Origin of the sequence: Duganella rhizosphaerae, assembly GCF_040364205.1 — a bacterium.
GTDB lineage: Bacteria > Pseudomonadota > Gammaproteobacteria > Burkholderiales > Burkholderiaceae_D > Rugamonas > Rugamonas rhizosphaerae.
Genome location: NZ_BPWK01000002.1, coordinates 660,663 through 677,643 on the forward strand (window position 1 = coordinate 660,663; position 16,981 = coordinate 677,643).

The window sequence follows — 16,981 nt, forward strand, 5'->3', positions numbered from 1 at the left end:
GATGTTTCGAAAGATGTTGATTTCGGCGTGCCTGCTCGCCGCGCAGTTGTGCGGCGCGGCGGAAACGCGCGACCTCACGCTGCGCTACGACCGGCCTGCGCCCGATATGGCGCAAGGCTGGGAGCAGGAAGCGCTGCCGATCGGGAATGGCCGCATCGGCGCGATGATCTTCGGCCAGCTGGCGCGGGAGCGTATCCAGTTCAACGACATCACGCTGTGGACCGGCGACGACAAGGCGATGGGCGCCTACCAGCCGTTCGGCGATGTCTATATCAACCTGCCGGGGCATGAGCAGGGGACGACGGGCTATGCGCGGCGGTTGGACATAGCCCAAAGCCTGCACAGCGTCAGCTACACGCACGGCGGCGTCAGGTTCAAGCGCGAGGCCTTCGCCAGCTATCCGGCGCAGGTGATCGCGATGCGCCTGAGCGCCGACAAGCGCGGACAGTACACCGGCTCGATCGAGCTGACCGATATGCACGACGCGCAGATCAAGGCATTGGGCAACCGCATCGTCGCCACGGGTTCATTGCGCGGCAAGGGACAGGCGTCCAGCAATGCGATGGACTATGCCAGCCAGGTGCAGGTGCTCAACGAGGGCGGAACGATAGCGGTCGATGGCAACCGCATCACGTTCACCGGCTGCGATGCGGTGACGTTGATACTGGGCGCTGGCACCAGCTACGTTCTCGATCCGCTCAAGAAGTTCCAGGGCGAGCATCCGCTGCCGCGCGTGGCGGCGCAGGTCAGCGCTGCTGCGCGTCCGTGGGGGACGCTGCTGACCGAGCACCAGAAGGATTTTCACGCGCAGTTCAATCGGATGAGCGTGGACTTTGGTAGCGCCGTGCCGGCACGCCGCGCGCTGCCGACCGACCAGCGTATCGCCACCTACACGGCGGAGGGGCGCGATCCCGGTCTGGAGGCGCAGTTCTTCCAGTACGGCCGCTACCTGCTGATTTCCAGCTCGCGCGATTCGCTGCCCGCCAATCTGCAGGGTCTGTGGAACAACAGCCTTACGCCGCCGTGGAATTCCGATTACCACACCAACATCAACATCCAGATGAATTACTGGCCGGCGGAACCGGCCAACCTGTCGCGGAACGCGCTGCCGTTCTTCGCGCTGGTGCAGGGCGTGGCGCCGGTGTATCGTCAGGTGACCGCCGACACCTTCGCCAGCAACGCCGGCAAGCCGGTGCGCGGCTGGACGGTGCGTACCGAATCGAATCCGTTCGGCGCCATGGGCTATGTGTGGAACAAGACCGGCAATGCCTGGTACGCCCAGCACTTCTGGGAGCATTACGCCTACACGCAGGACAAGACCTTCCTGCGCAACGTGGCCTATCCGGTGATGAAGGAGGCGGTGCACTTCTGGCAGGACTACCTGAAAGAGCTGCCGGACGGCCGCCTGGTGGCGCCGCTGGGATGGTCGCCGGAGCATGGGCCGATCGAGGATGGCGTGACCTACGATCAGGAGATCGTCTGGGACCTGTTCAACAACACCGTCGAAGCGGCGGACGCGCTGGGCGACGACCAGGCCTTCCGCGCGCAGGTCGCCGCCATGCGGGACAAGCTGGCCGCGCCGCGCGTGGGCAGCTGGGGCCAGCTGCTGGAATGGATGGAAGAGAAAAAAGATCCGGTGCTCGATACGCCGGACGATACGCATCGCCATGTGTCACACCTGTTCGGGCTGTACCCCGGCCGCCAGATCTCGCCGACACAAACGCCTGAACTGGCGGCCGCCGCGCGCAAGTCGCTGGAAGCACGCGGCGATGCCGGCACCGGATGGTCGATGGCGTGGAAGACTGCCTACTGGGCGCGCCTGCTGGACGGTGACCACGCCTACACGATGCTGCGCGGGCAGCTGGCCAAGCCGGGCGCGCGCGCCGCGCAGCAAAGCGGCAAGGGCAGCGAGGGTAACAACGCAGGCGGTACTTATCCGAACATGCTGGACGCGCATCCGCCGTTCCAGATCGACGGCAACTTCGGCGCCGTCGCGGCGATCTGCGAGATGCTGGTGCAGTCGCAGACCGGTGAAATCCATCTGCTGCCGGCGCTGCCATCGGCGTGGCCGGCCGGCTCGGTCAAGGGCCTGCGCGCACGCGGCGGCTATGAGGTCGATGTGGCATGGGCCGGCGGCAAGCTGACGTCGGCCATCATCCGCCGCACCGCGGGCTCAGGTCCGGGCAAGGTGCGCTACGGCGACAAGGTCGTTCCGTTGAACCTGAAGGCCGGCGAGAGCAAGCGTCTGGCCGCGCGGTTGTGATGCGTGGCCTGTTGTGCTGTCTGCTGCTCGCGCTGTGCAGGTTGTGCGCAGCGGATGTCACCCAGGTCCAGTACCTGAGCGGTACGGACAAGGATCACCGCGTGAACTGGGAGTTCATGGTCAACGGCGGGCGCAATAGCGGTAGCTGGAAGACCATCCCGGTGCCGTCGAACTGGGAGATGGAGGGCTTCGGCACCTACCGTTACTACAGCGACTGGCAGAACGATCCTGCGCCGGACAATACCGGCATCTACCGCCATACGTTCAAGGTGCCGGCCGATTGGCAGGGCAAGCGGATCGACATCGTCTTCGGCGGCGCCATGACGGATACGCTGGTGAAGGTCAACGGCCAGCCGGCCGGGCCGGTACACCAGGGCGGGTTTTACGAGTTCCGCTACGATATCTCGGCGCTGCTGAAGCCGGGCGCGGAGAACCGGCTGGAGGTGACGGTGAGGCGCTATTCCGCCGATGCATCCGTCAACCGCGCCGAGCGCAGCGCGGACTTCTGGCTGTTCAGCGGCATCTACCGGCCGGTATGGCTGGAGGCCACGCCACAGCACCATATCGAACGCGTGAGCCTGGACGCGAAGCACGATGGCGACTTCGCAGCGGACGTGTTCATGGCGGGCGGGGACGGCAAGGTGGTCGCCCGCGTGTTCACGCTGGACGGCAAACCCCTGGGCAGGGAGATGAGCGCCGTGGTCGCGGACGGGAAGGCGCACGTGTACGGACATCTCGACCGGATCGTTCCGTGGTCGGCGGAATCGCCGCAGCGTTATCGGGTGCGCTTCCTGCTGCTCGGCGGCGGGCGTGTGGTTCACGAGATCAGCAAGGTGATCGGATTCCGCACGATCGAACTGCGCCAGCGCGATGGCCTCTACGTCAATGGCCAGAAGGTGCGCCTCAAGGGATCGAACCGCCATTCGATCTGGCCGACCTCCGGCCGCACCACCAGCAAAGAGCTCAGCTACCTGGATGCGAAGCTGATGAAGGACATGAACATGAACGCGGTGCGCATGTCGCACTATCCGCCGGATGCGCACTTCCTCGACGTCGCGGACGAACTTGGCCTCTATGTGATCGACGAGTTGACCGGCTGGCAGAAGGCTTACGATACCGGTGTCGCAACGCCGCTGGTGAAGGAACTGGTGCAACGCGACCAGCACCACCCATCGGTCATCCTTTGGGCCAACGGCAACGAGGGCGGCTTCAATCGGGACCTGGACCGGCTGTATCCGACCTGGGACCTGCAGCGGCGGCCGGTGATCCATCCGTGGGAGAATTTCGGCGGCATCGATACCGCGCACTATCCCGCCTACGATTGCTGCGCGACGTCGCTGTTCCATGGCCGCGACGTGTTCATGCCGACCGAATTCCTGCACGGCCTGTACGACGGCGGCGCCGGCGCAAGCCTGGACGACTGGTGGAAGGCCATGCTGGCCAATCCGCTCAGCGCGGGCGGATTTATCTGGTCCTTTGTCGACGAGGGCATCGTCCGCGACGACAAGGGCGGCATGGTCGACGTCGCCGGCAACCAGGCGCCGGATGGCATTCTTGGACCATACCGCGAAAAGGAAGGCAGCTTCTACGCGATCAAAAAGATATGGTCGCCGGTGTACTTGCCGTTGTCCGAACTGTCGTCGCTGGCGCCCACCTTCGACGGCAGGATCGTGCTGGAGAACCGCTACGACTTCAGCAACCTGAATCGGCTCAAGTTAAGCTGGAAGCTGGTGAATTTCGGCGTGGATGCCGGCCACACTGTCGTCGCACAGGGCAGCGCCAGGGCGCCCGACGCTGCGGCCGGCATGCGCGGCACGACGCGCATCGAGCTGCCGCGTGGGTGGGCGCAGCAGGATGCGTTGTACTTCACTGCGGTGGACGCCGACGGCCGCGAAATCTATACCTGGTCGTGGATGATCTCCAGCGCGCAAAAGGTCGCGGTGCGTATGCTGCCAAGGCAGCCGGCGGCGTCCGTCGCCACGTTGACGGAGCTTGCGGACGGCTTCCTGCTGCGGGCGGGCGCGTTGAGCGTTACGATCGACAAGGGCACCGGCTATCTGCGCGAACTGAGGAAAGGCGATATCGTCGCGCCGCTGACGAACGGCCCGCGCCTGGTGGCCGGCACTGCCGCGCTGAAGTCGATACAGGCGGACGGCGACGGCGGCGATGTCGTCGTGCAGGCCGAGTACACCGGCAACCTGCGCAAGATCAAGTGGCGCCTGGGTGCGGCCGGCACGCTGAGCGTCAACTATGCTTACCACGTGGACGGCGGCCAGCAGGTCGATGCGCTGGGCGTCAGCTTCGACTATCCGGAAAACCAGGTGCAGTCGGTGCGCTGGTTGGGACGGGGCCCTTACCGCGTATGGAAGAACCGCAGGCAGGGCGTGGAGTTCGATGTCTGGAACAAGGCCTACAACGACACCGTTTCCGGCCTGTCCTGGAACTACCCGGAGTTCAAGGGCTTCCACGACCAGGTCTACTGGGCGCGCCTGGCGACAGCCAATTTGCCGATCACCTTCATCAATCACGCGGACGATATCGCCTTGCGGCTGTTCACGCCGCGCGAGGCAAGCGGAGAAGGTTTCGAACCGAAGGCTACGCACGTGGATTTCCCGCCTGGCGATATCTCGTTCCTGAACGCGATACTGCCCATCGGGACCAAGTTCCATGCGCCGGCGGAACTGGGGCCGGCGGCGCAACGCTCCCGTACGCCCAACCTTGGCGTCTGGCTGGAGAATACGATCGATATCGTCGTGGGGGATCAGCCGGCGGCCGTGAGCCAGGCCCGATAGCGCCTGGTCAGCAGCGCCATGCGGAACTGGCCGGCGATCATGGTCAACAGCGGCGAGTAGCGGCGTGCCGGCGCGGTATCGCCGTTGCCCAGCGCCCGCATGCGGCGTTTGACCAGCGCCATCGCGGCCACCGACGCCATGGTTTTATCTTTCCATTCCACTGGCGCAGGCAGTGCCGCCGGTTCGCGGCCTACGCGCCATTGCAGCGGCAAGTCCGGCACTTCGGCCAATGCGGTCGCAATGCCGGCCACGACGACGCCGCTGGTCAATACCTGCTCGGCCACAGCCTTGCGGGCGATGCCGCCGGTGGTCATGACCGGCATGCGCGCCACCGCCGCCAGCTCCTTGGCGAATTCCAGGAAGTAGGCTTCGCGCGCCAGCGTGCGGCCGTCGGCGGTGCGGCCCTGCATGGCCGGGCTTTCGTAGCTGCCGCCCGACAGTTCGATCAAGTCCACCGGCAGTTCGTTCAGCAGCAGCACGACCTGCCTGGCGTCGTCCTCCGAGAAGCCGCCGCGCTGGAAGTCGGCCGAATTCAGTTTGACGGCCACGCTGAAACCGGGCGATACGCGTGCCCGCACGGCGCGCACCACCTCCAGCAGCAGGCGCGCGCGGTTGGCCAGGCTGCCGCCCCAGTTGTCGCGGCGGCGGTTGGTCAGTGGCGACAGGAACTGCGAGAGCAGGTAGCCATGCGCGGCGTGGATTTGCACGCCGTTGAAGCCTGCCTGTTCGGCGGCGCGCGCGGTGGCGGCGAAGCGGTTGATGACTTCCTCGATCTGCACAGTGCTCATCTCGACCGGCTGCGCAAACAGCTTGCTATGCTTGCCCAGGTCCAGCGCCACCGCCGACGGCGCCCAGGCGTTGCCGCCCATATTGGCCATCACCTGACGGCCAGGGTGGTTAATCTGCATCCACACCTGCGCACCTTGCTGGCTTGCCGCTTGTGCCCATAGCCGGAACGGTTGCAGCGGCGTGCTCGCTTCCAGCACCACGCCGCCCGGACCGGTCATCGCGCGGCCGTCGATCATGACGTTGCCGGTGATGATCAGGCCCACGCCGCCCTCGGCCCAGCTTTGGTATAAACGGTTTAGCGCAGGACCGGGCAGCTGGCCCGCGTCGGCCATGTTTTCTTCCATCGCGGCCTTGGCCAGGCGGTTGGGGAGGGTGCTGCCGTTCGGTAGTGTCAGTGGGGTGAACATCATGTCGGGTCCGGGCTTGGTATAGGAATGATGTATGCTAAGGTTGAAGTTCACTTTAAGGTCAAGCGAAAAATGAAAATAGGCGAATTGGCGGAGCGTTCGGGCCTTGCGGCGTCGGCGATCCGCTACTACGAGAAGGCCGGCTTGTTGCCGAAGGCGGCGCGTGGCGCCAACGGCTATCGCGAGTATGCGGAGACGGCGCTGGAGCGTCTGCACATGATCCAGATCGGCCAGAACCTCGGCTTTACGCTGGAGGCGATACGCGCGGTGTCGCAGCTCGAAGGTGCTGCTTTCCAGGATGGGCTGCTGCATAACCTCGATGCGCGGCTGGGCGAGATCGAGCAGATGATGCGGACGCTGCGCAACCAGCGCGAGTCGTTGCTGGACACGCGGCAGAGACTACAGCGGTCCTGGGCCAACAATGAATGCCTGAGCAATGCCGACCTGGCGGCTGCAAAGCGCTAGAAGCCGACGATGTCGCCGTCCAGCGGCATGCGGCGGCGCAGCTTGGGCGCTTGCGGCACGAGCTTGACGGACGAGGTGTTGTTCAGCGCCTCGCTCTCGCTGCCGTGGCCTGCGGGCGTGTAGCTGTCGAATACAAAGGGCAGGCCTTGGGAGTCGGCGAAGCTGGCCTTGTCCGAAACGTGGAAGTGCAGGTGCGGTGCGCCGGCGGCGCCGGTCAGGCCCAGGCGCCCCAGCGGCGCGCCGCGTTTCACGTGCTGCCCCGGCTTGACCTGCACGCTGCCCTGGCGCAGGTGGGCGTAGTGGACGAACACGCCGGGCTGCACTTCCAGCACGACGAAATTGCCGTACAGGGAGCGGGCGCTGAGTTCTTCCGGCTCTTCCTGCGGCGACAAGGGTTTGCGGTCGGCGAGGCCGTCCCGCGTGTCGCGCACCACGCCGTCGGCGGCGGCCAGCACGTCGCTGTTCCAGCCGGTCCAATCCTCCGCGCGGCTTTCCGCCAGTTTTTCCACCGGCGTGCGCACGGCGTGGCCCTGCGCATCCAATCCGAAGAAATCGATGCCGTAGCGCTGCGGGATGGTCAGACGGCCATTCTGCGCGATCACGCTGCCCCAGTGGTGCGATTGCGCGTGGCCGGGGCCTTCGTCGGCCAGCCACAGGCCGCCGCGCAGGGGCGGGCTCAGTACGACCGGCGGCCTGGTGTCGACGGCTACGGTGATGTCGTCGGCGGTTTGCAGCTCGCCCTTGGTGGTCTTGAAGGTGAGCTTGTGGCGCAGTGTGTGCGGCGGTTTGCGGCCGTTCGGCAAAGGTGCGGCGATCAGCAGCAGCGCATGCGCGCCGCCGGCGATGGCGAGGCTGTTGTCGGCTTCCAGTTCCTTGTTGGGCCGCAGCAGGCCGGCCAGCGCCGCACCACTGAAGGTGGCCAGCGGCTTGGTGTCGCGGTCTGCATAGACGGCGGCCTCGGTCAGTTTCAGCGTGCCGGTGTCGGCGTAGAAGTTACCGATATCCAGCTCGTAGTAGAGGCGGCGCACGCCGTCGCCGCCCGTCACCGTTTGCGGCGCGTGCAGCGCATGCGCCTCGACCGGCGCCTGCGACGCGGCCCCGGCTCCCGCAGCGGCGCAGGCCAGCAGCAGCGCTAGCGCGGCCTTCATTTGAAGATCCGTTTCCGCAGCATGGCGTGCACGCCGACGTTGCCGTCGACCAGTTGGGTGATCTCCATGTCCACCGCCACGCTGGCGAGCATGTAGGCGTCGTCTCGGCTCAAGTGCTTTTCCGCGACCAGGAAATCGATCATGTCGCGCAGCGCGTGTTCGGTGGCGGTCTTCAGGTCGGGACTGAAGCCCATCGAGATGTAATGGGTCGGGGTTTCCGCGCGCGGCCAGATCAGGTGACGGTCCTTGTGGACGATGAAGCGGAAGCTGCCGCTCAGATAGGTCTCCAGCGCGGTGATATCCACCTCGCCGTTGCCCTGCGCGGCGTGGCCGTCGCCGGCCTGGAATAGCGCGCCCTTGGCGGCGACCGGGATGTACAGCGTGGCGCCGGCCACCAGCTCCTTGTTGTCCATGTTGCCGGCGTGGGCGAACGGCGGTGCGCTGTCGATCTTGCCGCCGGCCGGCGCCAGGCCCATGCTGCCGAAGAAGGGCTTCAGGGGAATCTCGATGCCGGGCGCGAAGTGGCCGATCATCTTTTGCCGGTCCAGCGGGATGATCTTGCTGCGGCTGTACGGATACTCCATCGGCAGGAAGCCTTTGCCCAGCGCGAAGCCGTTGCAGGCGAAGTTGGCGTCGAGGTCCACCTTGAGGATCTGTACCTCCAGCACGTCGCCCGGTTCCGCTTCGGCGATGGCGACCGGGCCGGTGAGGATATGCCCACCCGGTCCCTTGTCCTTGACTTCGTTGTAGATGGCGGCGGTGTAGGGCGGGATGTCTTCCGGCTTGACGCCGTTGGCGATCATGCGCTCCGGCGTGCCGCAGGTGGACAGGGTTTGCATGCGCACCGTGTCGCCGCTGTGCACCGTCAGCACCGGCTTGGACTGGCCGGAGTAGTAGCCCCAGGCCACGGTATCCGGCCGCGCCGGCAGGTTGTAGTCGGCCGCCGTGGCGGAGTGGCACAGCAGGGCTGCGGACAGCAAGAAGCTAGGACGGCGCATGGCGTAACGACTCCGGCTGGTGGCGAAACACCGACAGTGTCACACCGCCGTTGTGCTTGTCAATCGGCCGTTGTCAATCGGTGGTGACTTCGGCGTCGGCCAGGAAGTTGACGATGGCCGGGTTGACCACGGCGCCGTGGGTGATCGGCCCCATATGGCCGCCGCGCGTTTGCAGCGCGGTGGCGTCGGGCAGGGCGGCGGCCAGCGCTTCGGCCAGCAGGCGGGTCGAGGCCGGGCTGTTCGCGCCGGACATGACCAGCGACGGCATCGTCAGCGCCGACAAATCGTCCAGCGTGGCCGCTTCGCCCAGCAGCGCCTGGAAGTCCAGCCGCACCTTGGCGATCATGCCGACCATCTTGTCCTGCGCCGCCGGCGGCGCGGCGTCGAAGGCGCCGGCGCGGTTCCAGTAGTCGATGAAGATGCGGGTGGCGTCGCGGTCCTGGTCGGCGCCGCAGGCGTTGATGCGCTCCACCACGGCGACGATTTCGGCGCGCGCCGGATGCTGCGCCGGCAGCAGGTGGAAGGCCACCGGCTCGAACAAGGTCAGCGACAGCACGCGGGCCGGCATGCGGCGCGCCATGTGCAGCGCCGAGGCGCCGCCGAAGGAGTGGCCGATCAGGTGGAAGGCTTCGCCCGGCTCCAGGCGCGAGGCGACGGCGGCGTTGACGGCGTCCACCTCATGCGCCAGCGTGTGGACATAGCCGGCGTCGACATCGGCCGGGAAGGGCGAGGCGCCGTAGCCGAGCAGGTCGACGGCGATGCAGCGGAAATTGCTTTCGAGTTGAGCGATCAGGTCGGCCCACTGGGCCTTGGAACTCATGGAGCTATGCAGCAGTACGACAGCAGGTTTCATTATCGGGAATGCACGAAAAAACGGAGCGCGTATTATACCGGCTCTTGTGAAACCGGCCGAGCGCACAATCTGTGGCCTATATCACGCACGGGGCGATTTTTCCTTACCGTGCCAGCTTGGAACGAAGGTAAAGTAGAGGTATGAAACATACTAAAAAAGTCGCGGGTCTGGCCGGCATCGCCAGCGTGCTGTGGATGGGGCTCACGGCCGCGGTGGCTGCCAACCAGAAACGGTTACTGTTCAATCCGCTTGGCAGCAAGCGCGAGGTGCTCAAGCCCTACAGCAGCGGTCATCGCACGCGGCCCATCGTGGTGCGCTCGAATGACGGCACGCGGCTGGCCGGTTGGCTGATGACTCCGCCTATCAATGGGCCGCATCCGGGCGTGATTTATTTCGGCGGCCGTTCGGAGGAAGTGTCCTGGGTGGCGCGCGACGCCGGCAAGCTGTTTCCTGGCATGGCGGTGCTGGCGGTGAACTATCGCGGCTACGGCGATTCGCACGGCGATCCGGCGGAGGAACATTTCGTCGACGACGGCCGCATGTTGTTCGACTGGCTCAGCGAACGCCATCATGTCGACCCGAAGCGCATCGCCGTGGTCGGCCGCAGCCTCGGCTCCGGCGTGGCGGTGCAGGTGGCGATGGAGCGCGACGCCAATTCCATCGTGCTGATCACGCCCTACGATTCCATCCTGGCCATCGCCAAGCGCAAGTTCAAGGCGATCCCGGTCGAATATGTGCTGCGGCATAAATTCGAATCGGTGAAGTACGCGCACCATCTGAAGGCGCCGACCTATGTGCTGCGCGCCGCCTTCGACGACGTGGTGCCGCATTCGCACACCGACCTGCTGGTCGAGAAGCTGGGGCAATTGCATGCGGACGAAATCGTCCCCGATTCCGACCACATGAACATCCCCTACCTGGAAGCCACGCAAGATCGCATCGCCAGCTTCCTGCGCGGTCGGTTCGGCCAGACATGACGGGCCCGTTCATGCGTGGTGCTCCCTGGTTGTTGCTGCTCTGTTGCGCCGGCCTGGCGCAGGCGGCCGCGCCCGCCGTGGTGCGCAGCCTGGCGGTGCAGGGCAAGTCTGCCGATGGCAAGCCGGCGCCCGCCGGCGATATCGTCATGCCGCTGGTGCAGGCCGGCGATCCGCTGCTGTCGGCCAAGATCAACGACAAGCTGTTTCTGTCGCGATTCGGGGTGCTGGCGCCCAAGCAGGCAGGCAAGGCGGTGGGCGCGGCCGACGGCATAGCCCTGGACGGCATCGCGACGCAATCGTTCGAGGTCGGCCGCAACGATGGCCGCATCCTGACCATCGCCGTCGACAGCGAATTCTGCGGCGCCTATTGCGAGAGCAGCCGGGAATACTACAGCTTCGACATGGCCAGCGGACGCTCGGTGCAGGCGGAGGATATCTTCACGGCCGCCGGCATGCGCGAGCTGGCGCGGCAGATGCGCAAGCAGCGCCTGGCGAGCTACCGCGGCGAGCTGGCGCGGCAGAAGGCAGCGCTGGACGCGCTGCGCAAGACCAAGAACCCGTCCAAGGACGACCTCGACGATCTTGAGCAGCGCGTGGCGCTCAATGCCGAATGCGCCAGCAAGGAAAGCCAGCTGGCCAAGCAGTCTGACGCCGATTTGCTGGCGGCGTTCCGGTTCTATCGGCTGGAGGCGGGCGCGCAGAAGTACAACATCTATTCGGAGCGCTGCTCCAGTCATGCCGAGCACGCGCTGGATGATGTCGACACCGTCAAGCTGGCGATTTCCTATGCCGAGCTGTCGCCGCAGCTGAATGGCTATGGCAAGGCGCTGCTGTTGGGGACGGGGCCGGTGCCGCCGGCCGGCGGATATTTCGGCCAGGTGCTGCATGGCCGCCTGGGGACGACGGCGGTGACGATGACGCTGAAACAAGATAGCGACGGTAGCGTCCAGGGCACGTATTTTTACGATAAGTTCCGCCAGCCCATCGCGCTCGATGGCGCCGAGCGCGACGGCAAGCTGGTGCTGAACGAGCGCAGCGGCGACACGGTCAGTGCGACGCTGCAGCTGGCCTGGTCGGAGCCGGCCCACGCGCTGCAAGGCCGCTGGGTCGGCAAGAAGGAGCTGGACGTCAGCGTCGCTCCCTGAGACCGTCAGGCGTGGCGGGCCTGCCCGCCGCCCGGTCCGGTCAGCTGCTTGTGCAGCCTGCGCAAGCCCATCCACACGCCGATGAACACCAGCGGCGCCGCCAGGCCGGTCAGGATGTCCGGATTGATGGGCACGTTGCTGGCCTTCATGGCCTTGCCCGCGTAGCCGATCAGGCCCAGCGTGTAGTACGAGATCGCCACCGCCGACAAGCCTTCCACCGCCTGTTGCAGGCGCAGCTGCTGCGCCGCGCGCGCGTCCAGCGATTGCAGGATCTTGCGGTTCTGCCGCTCCTGCTCGATGCCGACCCGCGTGCGCAGCAGGTCGTTGCTGCGGGCGATACGCTTGGCCAGCGTTTCCTGCCGCTGCGAGACCGAGGTGCAGGTGTGCATGGCCGGCGCCAGGCGGCGGCCCATGAACTCGGCCAGGGTCGGCATGCCGGCGATGCGCACTTCGCGCAGTTCCTGGATGCGCGATTGCACCAGGCTGAAGTAGGCCTGCGCCGCGGCGAAACGGTAGCTGTTGTTGACCGACAGTTTTTCCAGCCGCGCCGCCAGGCTGGTGATGCGGTGGAGCAGCGCCTGTTCTTCGCGCGCCTCGTTGGGCGCGCCGTCGGACTGGTCGCCCTGCACCAGGGTGGCGGTCAGGTCGGCCAGTTCGTTCTCGATGCCGTTCAGCACCGGCTGGCTGGCTTCCGCCTGCGGCAGACCCAGCAGCGCCATCATGCGGTAGGTTTCGATTTCCAGCAGGCGGCCGACCAGACGGCCGGCCTGGAATTCGCGCAGGCTGAGGTCGCGCACCACGAAGCGGCTGAAGCCGTCCGGCTGGATCAGGAAGTCGGTCCACACCTCGGCGCCGCTGCCGACGCTGCTGCCGACCAGCGATTTGCCCTGGAACAGGTCGCGGATGGCGCCCACCGCGCCGCTGTCGTCCGGCTCGCCCTTGCACAGCAGTACATGGGCGGCGACGATGATCTTGCCGTGCAGTCCGGCCAGCCATTCCTGCGGCACGTGTTGCAGCGGCATGCGCTCGAAGGCCTCGCCGCAGGCGGCGCCCGGCTCGCTGCGTTCGACGAAGGTGTAGGTGGCGAACTCGGTGTGGCATTCCCACTTCAGGCGGAAGCGGTCGAAGTCATGGAAAAAATAGCGCGCCTGCGGGGACGGCGCGGCCACGCCGTAGTGCATGCACAGCTGCTCCAGGATCTGGTGCTGGCTGCTGCGGTGGAATTTCTGCGACGGCTGGTCCTGCTGCACGTAGAGCGCGAAATGGGTCAGGCTTTCCGGCGCTTGCAGCTGCAGGAAGGGGCGTGAGTGGATTTCCGCCGACAGCGGCACCCGCATCGGATGGTTCAACTTGGCGAAATCGGCATTGGCGCGGTAAGCGAGAGACATGACCTTCCCCGGGAATAGACTGCGATCGGATGTGAAAAAACGCGCATTGTTGCAGTGCAGTATAGCTAGCCCATCGCACCGGCACAACCATGCATTCCGCATGACTGGTATGCGGAACGCTGATGTTACCGGGGAAAAGCTGTCTAAGCGATCACTTTTTGATCGCTAGTGATGCCGCTAACCCCGCACGACCAGGCTGGGGTCAGACCCCGAACGGGGTCTGACCCCTAAGTGGTGTGGCTGGCGTATCGCTAAGGCGTGCGGGGCAGGGCTATGATCAGCTGCTGGCTGGCGTCCCAGCTGCGGGCCGCCGTGTCGAGGCGGAACACGGTGAACGGCACTTGGCCGACGATGTCGCCGACGCCGTCCCAGTCGATGTCGGCATAGGCGCCGGCGTAGTCGACGTCCTTGCCGGCCCTGACCAGCGCCAGGGCGGCGCCGATGTTTTCCGGCCTGACCTTGTCGCCCGGCGCGTTCATGACGAAGCGCAGGCTGTCGCGCACCATCAGGCCGGTGGGACTCTTGCTGTTGTTGACCAGGCCGGCGCGCTCGATGGCCAGCGCCATCACCATCGCGATGTCGTAGGTGGGGGCGGTGAAGTCCTGCGGCTCACTGCCGTACTGGGCGATGTAGCCGCTGCGGAAGCTCTGGTAGGAGCCGTTGCCGTAGGCGCCGATGGTGGCGGCCGAGCCGCTGACGCCGCCAGTCAGCTTGCCCGGATCGGCCAGGTTGTCGAGGAAGGTCTGGTTGCCGGCGGCGGTGCCGGGCAGCAGCCACATGGCGCCGCTCTGGAACGGCAGCGATTCGTTGAGCACATTGGCCGAGATGTCGGCCGCCAGGATGCCGTTCAGGATCACGTCCGGCTTGGCGTCGTAGACTTGTTGCAGGTAGCTGGCGAAGCCGTTCTTCAGGCCGAAAGGAATGGTGACGGTGGCCACCACCTGCCCGCCCAGCTTCTGGAAGGCGGGCGAGAACAGGCTGGCCAGGCCGGCGCCAAAGGCGTCGCCGGCGTTGATCAGCACCACCGCGCGGCGCTTGCCCGCCTCCCACGCCACCTTGGCCAGCACCGGCGTGGCGTCGACGTCGGAGACGCCGATGCGGTAGATCAGGTCGTTATCGGCCACGGTGCTCAGCGACGGCGAGGAACTCGATTCGGTGAGGATGGGCACGCCCTTGGCCAGCGCCTGCGGCAGCAGGTTCAGCACGCGGGTGGAGGTCGAGACGTTGAGCGCAATGACGCCGGCGTCCAGCAGTTGCTGGCCCATGTCCTGCGCCTCGGCGTTGTCGCGCGCGACCAGCGCGATGGCGTTCAGGCGCTTGCCCAGCACGCCGCCGGCATCGTTGACCTGCTTGGCCGCCAGCAGGAAGGCGTCGCGGGTCGAGGTGCGCCAGCCGACCGAGGCGATGTTGATGGCGGCCGGATCGATCATGGCCTTGATCGGATTGGCCGGCAGCGGCGTGGTGGCGTCGCCGGTGCCGCCACCGCCGCCGCCACATGACGCCAGCAGCGCCAGGGCGGTCGTCCATGCCGCGGCGGCGAGCAGGCGGCTAATAGCGGTATTCATATTGCACTCCATAGCGCCGTCCCAGCGAAGGGTAATCGATGCCGCCCACGCCGGGATCGACGTACCGGCTGTTCCACAGGTCGCGCACCTGCAGGCGCAGGCTGGAGCGGGCGTTGATGCTCCAGCGCGCGCCCAGCGTGGTGTCGACATAGCTGGCCAGATGGTAGGCCTGGTTGGCCAGCAGCACGTTGGAGGTGGCGGCCGGGCGCCGGCCGACGTAGCGGTTGTCCAGGCTGAGCAGCAGCTTCTGTCCCATCAGGCTGGCGCTGGCGCCGGCGTTGGCGCTGTTGGTGGGGAACAGTTCGCCGTCGCTGCGCTGGGCCAGCGGCGCCAGCGTGTAGCGGTTGATGCCGCGGCTGCCGTTGGCGCGGCTCAGGTTGGCGTAGGCGTTGAACCAGTCCTGCTGGTAGCGCAGCTCCAGCTCCACGCCGTTGACCTTGCTGTCGCTGGTGTTGCGCGCCACCAGGTTGAAGAATTCCTGCTCCAGCGTGACCAGCTCGCTGACCTTGGTGTGGTAGACCGTCAGCGCGCCGTTCCAGTGCGGCCGGGGCGGCGTGCTCAGCTGCAGTTCCAGCGTGCGCGATTTTTGCGGCGCCAGGTTGGGGTTGCCCTTGACGTCGCCCGGCTGCACGGCGGTGCGGTACAGCAGCTCGGCCGACGGCGCCTGGAAGGCCGTGCCGCCCAGCACTTTCAAGCCCCAGTCGCCCGGCAGCGTGCCGACCACGCCGGCGCGCAGCGATTCCTGGGTGCCGTAGACCGAGTGCCGGTCCTGGCGGCCGCCGAGGATGGCCTGCCACTTGCCGACCAGCGGGAACTGCCATTGCGCATACAGGCCGGTGTTGCGCAGGGTTTTTTCGCCAGGCTGGCTGAGCTGGAAATTGCTGCCGTCGACCAGGCTGTGGCGGCGGAACGATTCCAGCGTCTCGCGGTCGCGCAGCACGTCGGCGCCCAGCAGCAGGCTGGTCTGCGGGCCGGGCTGCCACAGCCATTCGGCGCTGCCGTCGACCGCCTTGTAGCCGAAGTCGCGCAGCAGGTAGTAGTCGGCGGCGCCGGTGCGCAGGATGTCGCCGCTGCCCGGCTCGCCCTGGCCGTAATTGAGGCTGGCGCGCAGCGTGTGCCGCTCGTTGAAACGGTGGCTGGCCTCCAGATGCACAAATCCCTGCTCCAGCACCACGTGGCTGGGCGGGCGCAGCAGAGGGTTCAGATTGGCGTAGACGTTGTCGCTGTCCTGCCGTTGCCAGAAGGCGCTGGCCTGCACCTCGTCGCTGGCGCCGCGCCAGCCGCCGCGCAGGTACAGGCTGCGCGGATCGGCGTCGTCCGCCGGGGCCGGGCTGAGCCTGGCGTAGCGATTGTAGTCGGGCGAGATGCGCGGCAGCGCCAGGCCGCCCCGGTCGGCCTTGGCGGCCTGCATGCCCCACGCCAGCCAGTACGGCGCTGGTGTCCCTTCGGCCGCGCCGAACTGGACGCTGCCGCTGGCCGACAGCAGGTCGGCGCTGCGGCCGCCGCCGGACCATTCGTGGGACAGCCCCAGACGCTGTTCGGTGCCGTCGCGCCGGGTGATGACGTTGACGGCGCCCAGCAGCGCGTCGGCGCCGTACAGCACCGACACCGGCCCGCGCACGATCTCGATGCGCTCGACCATGTTGAGCGGAATGAATTCCAGCCCGGTCAGCTGCTGCTGGGTGCTGCGGAAGGCGATCGGCTGGCCGTCCAGCAAAATCTTGATGGCGCGGCTGGCCGACTGCGCGCCGGCGTTGATGCCGCGCACGCCAAAGTTGTGATTGAGACGGTCGTCGCTTTCGATAAAGCCGGCCACGTGGGACAGCGCCTCGGCCAGCGTCTGGTAGCCGTAGCGGGCGATGTCGTCGGCCGTGACCAGCGTGACCACGGCGGGCGTGGCGTACAGCGGGGTGGCGGTCTTGGTGGCGGTCAGCACCTTGACGTTGCGCAGCTGGTCGAGGCTGAGGTCGAACAGCGTGTCGTCATCGCTGGCGCCGTCGGCGCCGGCGGCGGCCAGCGGCAGCAGCAGTGCGCAGGCGGCCTGTAGCAGTGCCAGGCGTCGGCGGTAGGTGCTGCGATGCTGTGTGCGTTGGCTCAAGAGGTTTCCCCTATGCTGCACTATTTATTTAACAAAGTATTCACCAATTCCGACATGATCACAAGCTGCAAGTTTGCCGTCCGCACGATGCGT

Annotated in this window: 12 protein-coding genes; 5 read left to right on the forward strand and 7 right to left on the reverse strand. The window is 66.5% G+C overall.

Translation table 11 applies throughout. The features are described 5' to 3' along the window. The first annotated feature begins 1 nt into the window (after position 1). The gene (locus RUGAMON1_RS06695) at positions 2-2,263 is read left to right on the forward strand and encodes a glycoside hydrolase family 95 protein (protein ID WP_445229755.1); all 2,262 of its coding nucleotides are present in this window, start codon (positions 2-4) and stop codon (positions 2,261-2,263) included. Further along, the gene (locus RUGAMON1_RS06700) at positions 2,263-5,055 is read left to right on the forward strand and encodes a glycoside hydrolase family 2 TIM barrel-domain containing protein (RefSeq protein WP_445229756.1); all 2,793 of its coding nucleotides are present in this window, start codon (positions 2,263-2,265) and stop codon (positions 5,053-5,055) included. Before RUGAMON1_RS06695 ends, RUGAMON1_RS06700 begins: the two co-directional genes overlap by 1 nt. Here the strand turns inward: RUGAMON1_RS06700 and RUGAMON1_RS06705 are convergent. Beyond that, positions 5,025-6,254, reverse strand: a complete 1,230-nt coding sequence (locus RUGAMON1_RS06705) for an NADH:flavin oxidoreductase/NADH oxidase family protein (RefSeq protein WP_445229757.1) — start codon at positions 6,252-6,254, stop codon at positions 5,025-5,027. The genes RUGAMON1_RS06700 and RUGAMON1_RS06705 overlap by 31 nt on opposite strands. A gap of 69 nt (positions 6,255-6,323) precedes the next feature. On the opposite strand from RUGAMON1_RS06705, the gene RUGAMON1_RS06710 reads away from it, so the two are divergent. Next, positions 6,324-6,716 carry a MerR family transcriptional regulator gene (locus RUGAMON1_RS06710; RefSeq protein WP_445229758.1) on the forward strand — a complete coding sequence of 131 codons (393 nt, stop codon included), beginning with the start codon at positions 6,324-6,326 and terminating at the stop codon, positions 6,714-6,716. On the opposite strand, the gene RUGAMON1_RS06715 is transcribed toward RUGAMON1_RS06710, so the two are convergent. From RUGAMON1_RS06715 to RUGAMON1_RS06725, 3 genes are all read right to left on the reverse strand, one after another. Then, positions 6,713-7,864 carry a M23 family metallopeptidase gene (locus RUGAMON1_RS06715; protein WP_445229759.1) on the reverse strand — a complete coding sequence of 384 codons (1,152 nt, stop codon included), beginning with the start codon at positions 7,862-7,864 and terminating at the stop codon, positions 6,713-6,715. The two genes, RUGAMON1_RS06710 and RUGAMON1_RS06715, sit on opposite strands and share 4 nt — an antisense overlap. Continuing rightward, positions 7,861-8,862 carry an acetamidase/formamidase family protein gene (locus RUGAMON1_RS06720; protein ID WP_445229760.1) on the reverse strand — a complete coding sequence of 334 codons (1,002 nt, stop codon included), beginning with the start codon at positions 8,860-8,862 and terminating at the stop codon, positions 7,861-7,863. Before RUGAMON1_RS06720 ends, RUGAMON1_RS06715 begins: the two co-directional genes overlap by 4 nt. A gap of 73 nt (positions 8,863-8,935) precedes the next feature. Further along, positions 8,936-9,715 carry an alpha/beta fold hydrolase gene (locus RUGAMON1_RS06725; protein ID WP_445229761.1) on the reverse strand — a complete coding sequence of 260 codons (780 nt, stop codon included), beginning with the start codon at positions 9,713-9,715 and terminating at the stop codon, positions 8,936-8,938. 140 nt (positions 9,716-9,855) lie between these two features. On the opposite strand from RUGAMON1_RS06725, the gene RUGAMON1_RS06730 reads away from it, so the two are divergent. Together RUGAMON1_RS06730 and RUGAMON1_RS06735 are read left to right on the forward strand one after the other, a co-directional pair. Continuing rightward, the gene (locus RUGAMON1_RS06730; protein WP_445229762.1) at positions 9,856-10,692 is read left to right on the forward strand and encodes an alpha/beta hydrolase; all 837 of its coding nucleotides are present in this window, start codon (positions 9,856-9,858) and stop codon (positions 10,690-10,692) included. An 11-nt stretch (positions 10,693-10,703) separates the two neighbouring features. After that, entirely contained in the window at positions 10,704-11,837 is a 1,134-nt protein-coding gene (locus tag RUGAMON1_RS06735) for a hypothetical protein (protein WP_445229763.1), read from the forward strand. Positions 11,838-11,842: 5 nt separating this feature from the next. Here the strand turns inward: RUGAMON1_RS06735 and RUGAMON1_RS06740 are convergent, their stop codons facing one another. From RUGAMON1_RS06740 to RUGAMON1_RS06750, 3 genes are all read right to left on the reverse strand, one after another. Then, positions 11,843-13,225, reverse strand: a complete 1,383-nt coding sequence (locus tag RUGAMON1_RS06740; protein ID WP_445229764.1) for a DUF3422 family protein — start codon at positions 13,223-13,225, stop codon at positions 11,843-11,845. 251 nt (positions 13,226-13,476) lie between these two features. Continuing rightward, entirely contained in the window at positions 13,477-14,790 is a 1,314-nt protein-coding gene (locus tag RUGAMON1_RS06745) for an ABC transporter substrate-binding protein (protein ID WP_445229765.1), read from the reverse strand. Further along, entirely contained in the window at positions 14,774-16,888 is a 2,115-nt protein-coding gene (locus RUGAMON1_RS06750; RefSeq protein ID WP_445229766.1) for a TonB-dependent receptor plug domain-containing protein, read from the reverse strand. The genes RUGAMON1_RS06745 and RUGAMON1_RS06750 overlap by 17 nt, the downstream gene beginning before the upstream one ends. Positions 16,889-16,981 lie beyond the last annotated feature (93 nt).